The organism is Microcoleus sp. C2D2 (assembly GCF_036702495.1).
In the GTDB taxonomy this organism is placed as follows: Bacteria; Cyanobacteriota; Cyanobacteriia; order Cyanobacteriales; family Microcoleaceae; genus Microcoleus.
Window position 1 is genome coordinate 21,748 of sequence record NZ_JAUBTO010000107.1, and the last position, 7,169, is coordinate 28,916.

Consider the following 7,169-nt stretch of genomic DNA (forward strand, 5'->3'; position numbering starts at 1 on the left):
ACTCCAAACTAGATTTTTTTTAACGAACCGCGAAGACGCGAAGGACACGAAGGAAGAGAAGAAGAAAGAGGACAAAATAAAAAGTTCACAAGGGAGTTATTATTGCTATATTAAAATGCAGGTTAATATTAGTGATAGGGGCAAAAATGACGGGGAATAAGGAACATGATTATTCAAGTTTACCGATTTGGCAGCCCTTCACGCAAATGAAAACGGCTGCCCCGCCGCTGAAGGTAATTCGCGGCAAAGGATCGGTGCTGGAATTAGCAGACGGGCGGCAAATTCTTGACTGCATTTCTAGTTGGTGGGTGACTGTTCACGGGCACAGCCATCCGGTTCTCGCTGAGGCTCTTTACGCACAAGCCCAAAAGTTAGAACACGTAATCTTTGCGGGATTTACTCACGAACCGGCCCTGAAACTTGCTAGTAAGTTGCTAACTCATACGCCTGCTTCTTTAACGCGGATTTTCTTTTCTGATAACGGATCGACTGCTGTTGAAGTTGCTCTGAAAATGGCATTTCAATATTGGCGCAATCTCGGAGAAACTAACCGCACTAGCTTTATTAGTTTTGAGGGAGGTTATCATGGCGATACTGTGGGCGCGATGTCTGCTGGCAGAAGTTCGCTGTGGTGGGAATCTTTTGCACCTTTAATGTTTGCTGGGGATGTTGTTCCTTTTCCGGCGACTTTTGACGGCGATGATGAGGTGGAAAGCAAGGAGGCGGCGAGTTTGGAGAAATTGGAGTTTTTTTTAAAGCAGGGCGGCTATGCGGGTATTTTTATCGAACCTTTGGTGCAAGGTGCCGGGGGAATGCGAATGTGCCGCCCTGAGTTTTTGCAGGATCTCGCCCAACTTGCCCGCCAGTTTAATGTATTGTTGATTTACGATGAAGTAATGACGGGTTTTGGTCGCACGGGTGAACTGTTTGCCTCTGTTAAATCTGCAACGAAGCCGGATATCCTATGTTTGTCTAAAGGATTGTCTGGCGGCTGTTTGCCAATTGCTGTCACAATGGCATCGGAGGATATTTATCAAGCTTTCTGGCGAGATGAATCGGACAAAGCTTTTTTTCACAGTCATTCTTACACCGGAAATCCCTTAGCTTGTGCGGTGAGTGTAGCATCCTTGGAGCTTTTGGAGCAAAACCCAAATGTGTATCAAGGGATGGAAAAATTGCACCGCCAATACCTGAATCAATGGCTGAGAAATCATCCTAAACTCGAACGGATTCGGACTTGCGGCACCATCGCAGCAATGGATGTGAAAACGGAAAGCGTTTCCGGTTATTTTAATGACATCGGTTCTGTTTTGAAAGCCAGATTTCTCGAAGCGGGGTTTTTGCTCCGCCCCTTGGGAAATACGCTTTACTTGATGCCTCCCTACTGCATTTCTCCTGATGAACTAGAATCGATTTATCGGGTAATTCGTCAGGTTTTGGATACTCTGTAAACCCTTTAATTTTAGTAATGAATCTACCCAATTGGAACGATTTGGCTGACGACGCGCTGGCGGGCAAATGTCTCTCTCGCGAGCAATCTTTAGCCGTATTGCGCGCACCGGATGAGGTTTTGCTGGAACAACTAAACGCAGCTTATCGGGTGCGCCGCCACTACTGGGGAAACCGAGTCAGGCTGCACTATTTGTTAAATGCTCAAAGTGGCCTTTGTCCTGAAGATTGCCATTATTGTTCTCAGTCAAAAATTTCGACTGCGGAAATTGAGAAATATCCGCTTTTAGCTAAGGAGAAAATTCTGGATGCGGCCCAACGCGCAGCAGAGTTAAAAGCTGGTACGTTTTGTTTGGTGATTTCGGGCCGTCAACCCAGCGCATCTACTTTCGATCGCGTTTTGGATGCTGTCGAGACTGTGAAGGCAAATTATAACCTGAAAATTTGCGCTTGTTTGGGATTGTTGAGCGAGGAGCAAACTCATCGGCTGGCTAAAGCTGGAGTCGATCGGGTCAATCACAATCTCAATACTTCCGAATCATATCACTCGGACATTTGCACGACTCACACTTTTGGCGATCGGGTTGAAACCGTCGAACACGTAAAAGCAGCGGGAATCACAACTTGTTCCGGCGGAATTTTGGGGATGGGCGAATCGGATGATGATGCGATCGATTTAGCGCTTTCGCTTCGCAAGTTGGGCGTTACTAGCGTGCCGGTTAATTTTTTCATTCCGATTCCCGGTACGCCATTTGCAGATGTGAACAGGTTAACTCCCCGCCAATGTTTGCGAATTCTCTGTTTGTTCCGATTTTTGCTTCCCAGTCAAGAAATTCGGATTGCTGGGGGACGGGAGGTGCATTTGCGATCGCTGCAACCTCTCGGACTCTACCCCGCTAATTCTATCTTTGTTGGCGATTATCTGACAACTCCCGGACAAGCTGCCCATCAAGATTGGGACATGATTCGAGATGCGGGGTTTGCGATCGAATCCCCCGAAGGTTCTCTCTTAGAAGTTGATTCAGCAGTTACCAAATCCGAACAAAAACCCCTGGCTGTTTAACTTTTATACCAGTAGTCAATCCGATGAAATAGAGTAGGACACGGCAGTGCCGTGTCCCTACCCAATATCTATATTTCACGTTTACGCATGGGGAAGAGAAACCGGGTTTCTGAGGTAGCAAATGCGTCAGCCGTAAGTTCTTAGATTGTAGTCATAAACCCGGTTTCTACGGTTGACATTCTTCAATCTAAAATCTAAAATCTAAAATCTAAAATCATACAAGGGGGGGAAATTGTGGACAAACGCGAAGAAATTACGATCGCAGAATACCAGCTAACAGCCGAATCTTTCCGAGAAGGAACTTGGCATCACGACGTATCCCAAAATCGATCCGCACTGACGGCTGCTATGCCCCGCAATCCCGGTAAAATTCTCGATATAGGATGCGGGCCGGGACGAGATTTAGTAGCGTTCAAGAGCCAAGGACACACAGTTGTAGGGTTAGATGCAACTCCAGCTTTTGTTGAAATAGCTAAGAAGTTATCGGGATGCGAAGTTTGGCAGCAATCTTTTCTGAATCTCGACTTGCCAAAGGCAGAATTTGACGGTATTTTTGCCAATGCTTCCCTGATTCACGTTCCCAGCGACGAGATGGTGAAAGTGCTGCAAGATTTGCACAAAGCCTTAGTTGTTAGCGGTGCAATTGTCATGTCAATGTGCCGGGGAAATTGGGAGGGATACGACGAGCGGCCAACGGGAAAACGCTATACTGCCGGATGGGAATATCATACTTTAGCGCCTTGTTTAGAACAAGCGGGATTTGCCATTGTCGATCGCTACTATCGCCCCCCCGGCTTACCCCGCGAAGCTCAATCTTGGGTAGTAATAGTGGGCAGAAAAATCTAACGTAAATTAAAAATTGGGAACAGGTAATTGCGAATCTTTCCCCTCTCTTCCTCTGCGCCCTCTGCGCCCTCTGCGGTAAAAAAAACTAATTCAAAAATTTACAGAGGATTGTTGTATACTGTTCCACAGTCAAAACAACCAATTTCTGCACAACTTAAAACACAATTAATATGACAGAGAAATCCCACATTTTTTTAGCTGGTGCTAGTCGAAACCTCGGCCTAGAAATTGCGAAATGTCTGGCAGCACAAAAGATGCAAGTAACAGCACTTTTGCGATCGCCCGCAACCAGCACCGAATTAGAAACCATGGGCATCAAAGTCGTGACTGGCGATGCTTTGGATGCTGCCGCTGTGGAAGCTGCGATGGCTGGCGGCGATCCAATTCATGCCGTAATCAGCACAATTGGCGGCTTGCCAAAAGATGGAGAAAGAGCCGATTATTTGGGCAACAAAAACTTGATTGATGCGGCTGTCAAAGCAGGCGTGCAAAAATTTATTTTAGTTTCATCCATCGGTAGCGGTAACAGTGCCGCTGCTTTGCAACCGCAAGTTTTGGCAACTTTGGGCCCGGTCTTAATTGAGAAAGAAAAAGCCGAAAATCATTTGATAGAAAGCGGGATGATTTATACAGTGATTCGTCCGGGCGGACTCAAATCGGAACCTGCAACAGGCAACGGTATTTTAACAGAAAATTGTCGAGTTGCTGGAACTATTCACCGGGCGGATGTAGCGCAGCTAGTTTGTCAGTGTTTAGTTTCTGAGGCTGCTAGCAATAAAGTTTTGTCGGCGGTAGATCAACAGATGGTTTACGGCAATCCAGAATTTGAGGTATTAAACCTGTAGGGGCGGGTTTAGCGCAAAATAAGCTGTCTGCCATCTAAATTGTATTTTTTGGGCGGGCTAGGAGCAACGGCCCACAGGAAAATTGAACTTTTGTGGAACAGGCATCTTGCCTGTTCCTAAAAATGCTGCGCCCGCCCCACAAGAAAATTGAACTTTTGTGGAACAGGCATCTTGCCTGTTCCTAAAAATGCTGCGCCCGCCCCACAAGAAAATTGAACTTTTGTGGAACAGGCATCTTGCCTGTTCCTAAAAATGCTGCAAGATTTGGCACTCAAGAATCAAATGGCTTAATCCACGATCGCCAGATCGCCCAATCCAAAACCCAACCCGCGATCGCAAACAATACTACACTCTCGGCACCGCGAACAGCAAACGGCAATAACTCCTGTAGGGCGGGCATCTTCCCGGGTTCAAAAAACAATCCAGCATCCAATTGTCCAAAAGCCCGCACCAACCCAAAAGCCAACACCGCACCAGATTTAAGCTGCAGGTTAACATCTCGGCGAATCGCATAGCGGTAAGTCACGCCGAACAAAAAACCGCCCAAAAGTGCGATCGCCCCTCGGGCGGCAAAATTTATGTCAATTTCCCTTACCTGCAAACTCGCCAGAGAATCCCACCTATCCGCTAGAATGAAGCTATTACCAAGGGCGATCGCCCCAAAACCCAGCAAACAAGAAAAAGCAGCAACACTCCCTGCCTTCAAAGATTCTACCCGTTCAGCGGCACTAAAATTTGACGAGTCCTTCACGGCGCCCTCATTCTTAAAATAGCTCAAATTGACTTATCATAAGGTTTGGAGTCACTTTGTACAGTTTGTTCAATAAATAGCTATGGATATTTTGTCACTCGGTTGGGTTTCGGTGCTAGTTCTGTTCTCCTTCTCAATTTCAATGGTCATTTGGGGACGCAACGGTTTCTAGATTCCACAATAGCTTGCGGGGCGAGCTTTTTAACTGCCCCGCATTTTTGGTTCATGCTATTTAACCAAATCAAAATAACACGAGTTGTAAACATGACTGCCAAAAAAATATTAATGCTAGTCGGCGACTTTGTAGAAGACTACGAAGTAATGGTTCCCTTCCAAGCACTGCAAATGGTAGGTCACACCGTCCACGCCATCTGCCCGGACAAAGCAGCAGGCCAAACAATTCGCACCGCAATTCACGACTTTGAAGGCGATCAAACCTACAGCGAAAAACCCGGTCACAACTTCACTTTAAACGCGACTTTTGACGAAATCAACCCGGCAGACTACGACGCTTTGATTATCCCGGGAGGACGCGCCCCAGAATACATCCGCCTCAACGAACAAGTGCTGCAAATTACCCGCTACTTTGCCAACAGCAAAAAGCCGATCGCATCTATTTGTCACGGCTTACAGGTTCTAACTGCAGCAGGCGTACTCGAAGGCAAACGCTGCACCGCATACCCCGCTTGCAGCCCCGACGTACTCCGGGCCGGCGGCAAATATACAGAAGTTCCCGTTACCGAAGCCGTAGTCGATGGCAATTTAGTCACCGCCCCCGCGTGGCCGGCACATCCTAACTGGCTGGCTGAATTCCTGAAAGTTTTGGGAACGAAGATCGAACATTCAGAAACAATCCTCGTTTCGTGAATTACGCTGTAAAACCAGGTTGATACGCAAAAGGTAATTGGTAATTGGCAATTGTCCTTTATTCACGCTTGACTTCTTCCCTCAAAATCCCTCATTTAAATGGGTTAAATCCGTTAAATCCCGATTCACTGCTTCCTTGCCAAACTTCCTTCAGACTTTGAAAATCTTAACAGTCAAAGTAAAACCTAATTCCAAACAGCAAAGCATCGCAGAACAACCAGACGGCAGTCTTACAGTACATCTCAAATCGCCGCCAGTTGACGGTAAAGCCAATCAAGAATTAATCATGCTGTTGGCAAAAAAGTTTAAAGTGCCGAAATCTGCGATCGGCATTAAATCCGGTTTTTCCTCCAGAAATAAACTTGTGGAAATTCCAATCGAACCTGCAACTTATACCAATTCTCAAAAGTAGCGCTCAAGATAGATGGTACGCCAGCATCTGTAGGGACACGGCAATGCCGTCCCTAGGGGATATTTGAAAACTGCTATAAAGTTAACCACAAATCTATCTAAAGATGGATTCAGACTCAGCTTTGAATTCATACAGTAGTAGTTGTAGAGTTAGAATATAAAATTATGAGCATTGAAAATAGAGTCGAAGCAACAGCGAAGAATATTGAAGGCAAAATCCAAGAAGCTGTTAGCGAAGTTACAGGCAATCAGAAAGATAAATTAGAAGGTCAAGCCAAGCAGGATGAAGCATCAGCAATTCACCTGAAAGAAGACCTCAAAGATAAAGCCAAAGAGATTGTAGACAACGCTTAGTAACAGTATTCGCTACAATTTTCCTGCCTACTAAATCCCGCAAAAATATCGTTTGCGGGATTTTTTTTATAATTAGCCTAAATTATTTGTACCAATATGTAGGGGCGGGTTTTACCAACCATAATTGCCAAAAACTAACCATCTCATAAACCCGCCCCGACCCACCCAAATATTCAGAATTAATTGAATTTAACGGTTTGGCGACGATGCTTAATCCGGGTTATTCGTTGGGTGGGGGCGGGTTTATCAACATTATTGGTGCGTGGCAAAATTCATCGGCGAACCGCCCCTACAGATTCTAGTAATTCATAATGCAAAAGCATTAATTTTGTGGCGGGAATTGTCTCCATTGCATAACTTGTGCCATCTTGATGAGAAAATTCTACCTCAACAGCACTGCCATCAAATTCCATCACAACTGTTCCTACTTGTGATGAAAGATAATTTAATGATTTGTTTTGTTTCAAAATGGGTTGCTTCTAAGTCTTCTGTTAAAGCAACAATATTTAGGGCTTGCTGAATAATCGATCGTAAACCAAGATCGGGAGCGATTGATATATTCAAGCCGAGTTAAAGATAAGTT

Annotated in this window: 10 protein-coding genes; 8 read left to right on the forward strand and 2 right to left on the reverse strand. The window is 45.5% G+C overall.

Annotation, left to right across the window (positions count from 1 at the left end):
• The first annotated feature begins 146 nt into the window (after nt 1-146).
• From bioA to QUB61_RS27305, 4 genes are all read left to right on the forward strand, one after another.
• A complete protein-coding gene (bioA, locus tag QUB61_RS27290) occupies nt 147-1,451 on the forward strand; it encodes an adenosylmethionine--8-amino-7-oxononanoate transaminase (protein ID WP_333133242.1) in 1,305 nt (434 codons plus the stop codon).
• A gap of 17 nt (nt 1,452-1,468) precedes the next feature.
• Entirely contained in the window at nt 1,469-2,512 is a 1,044-nt protein-coding gene (gene bioB / locus QUB61_RS27295) for a biotin synthase BioB (RefSeq protein ID WP_333133244.1), read from the forward strand.
• 234 nt (nt 2,513-2,746) lie between these two features.
• A complete protein-coding gene (locus QUB61_RS27300) occupies nt 2,747-3,358 on the forward strand; it encodes a methyltransferase domain-containing protein (protein WP_333133245.1) in 612 nt (203 codons plus the stop codon).
• Nucleotides 3,359-3,528: 170 nt separating this feature from the next.
• A complete protein-coding gene (locus QUB61_RS27305) occupies nt 3,529-4,203 on the forward strand; it encodes an SDR family oxidoreductase (RefSeq protein WP_333133247.1) in 675 nt (224 codons plus the stop codon).
• 271 nt (nt 4,204-4,474) lie between these two features.
• Here QUB61_RS27305 and QUB61_RS27310 read toward each other — a convergent pair whose 3' ends face one another.
• Nucleotides 4,475-4,954, reverse strand: a complete 480-nt coding sequence (locus tag QUB61_RS27310; protein WP_333133249.1) for a hypothetical protein — start codon at nt 4,952-4,954, stop codon at nt 4,475-4,477.
• 82 nt (nt 4,955-5,036) lie between these two features.
• On the opposite strand from QUB61_RS27310, the gene petN reads away from it, so the two are divergent.
• The 4 genes from petN to QUB61_RS27330 all read left to right on the forward strand — a co-directional run bounded on the left by petN (nt 5,037) and on the right by QUB61_RS27330 (nt 6,586).
• Nucleotides 5,037-5,126: a cytochrome b6-f complex subunit PetN gene (petN, locus tag QUB61_RS27315; RefSeq protein WP_071883976.1), complete on the forward strand. Its 90-nt coding sequence runs from the start codon at nt 5,037-5,039 to the stop codon at nt 5,124-5,126.
• A 92-nt stretch (nt 5,127-5,218) separates the two neighbouring features.
• Nucleotides 5,219-5,821, forward strand: coding sequence for a DJ-1/PfpI family protein (locus tag QUB61_RS27320; protein WP_333133250.1), 603 nt, complete (start codon nt 5,219-5,221; stop codon nt 5,819-5,821).
• A 157-nt stretch (nt 5,822-5,978) separates the two neighbouring features.
• Complete coding sequence (locus QUB61_RS27325) at nt 5,979-6,233, forward strand: DUF167 domain-containing protein (RefSeq protein WP_333133252.1); 255 nt, start codon at nt 5,979-5,981, stop codon at nt 6,231-6,233.
• A 164-nt stretch (nt 6,234-6,397) separates the two neighbouring features.
• Nucleotides 6,398-6,586 carry a CsbD family protein gene (locus QUB61_RS27330; protein WP_333133254.1) on the forward strand — a complete coding sequence of 63 codons (189 nt, stop codon included), beginning with the start codon at nt 6,398-6,400 and terminating at the stop codon, nt 6,584-6,586.
• Between the two features lie 272 nt (nt 6,587-6,858).
• On the opposite strand, the gene QUB61_RS27335 is transcribed toward QUB61_RS27330, so the two are convergent.
• Entirely contained in the window at nt 6,859-7,053 is a 195-nt protein-coding gene (locus QUB61_RS27335) for a DUF4926 domain-containing protein (RefSeq protein WP_333133255.1), read from the reverse strand.
• Nucleotides 7,054-7,169: the final 116 nt, after the last annotated feature.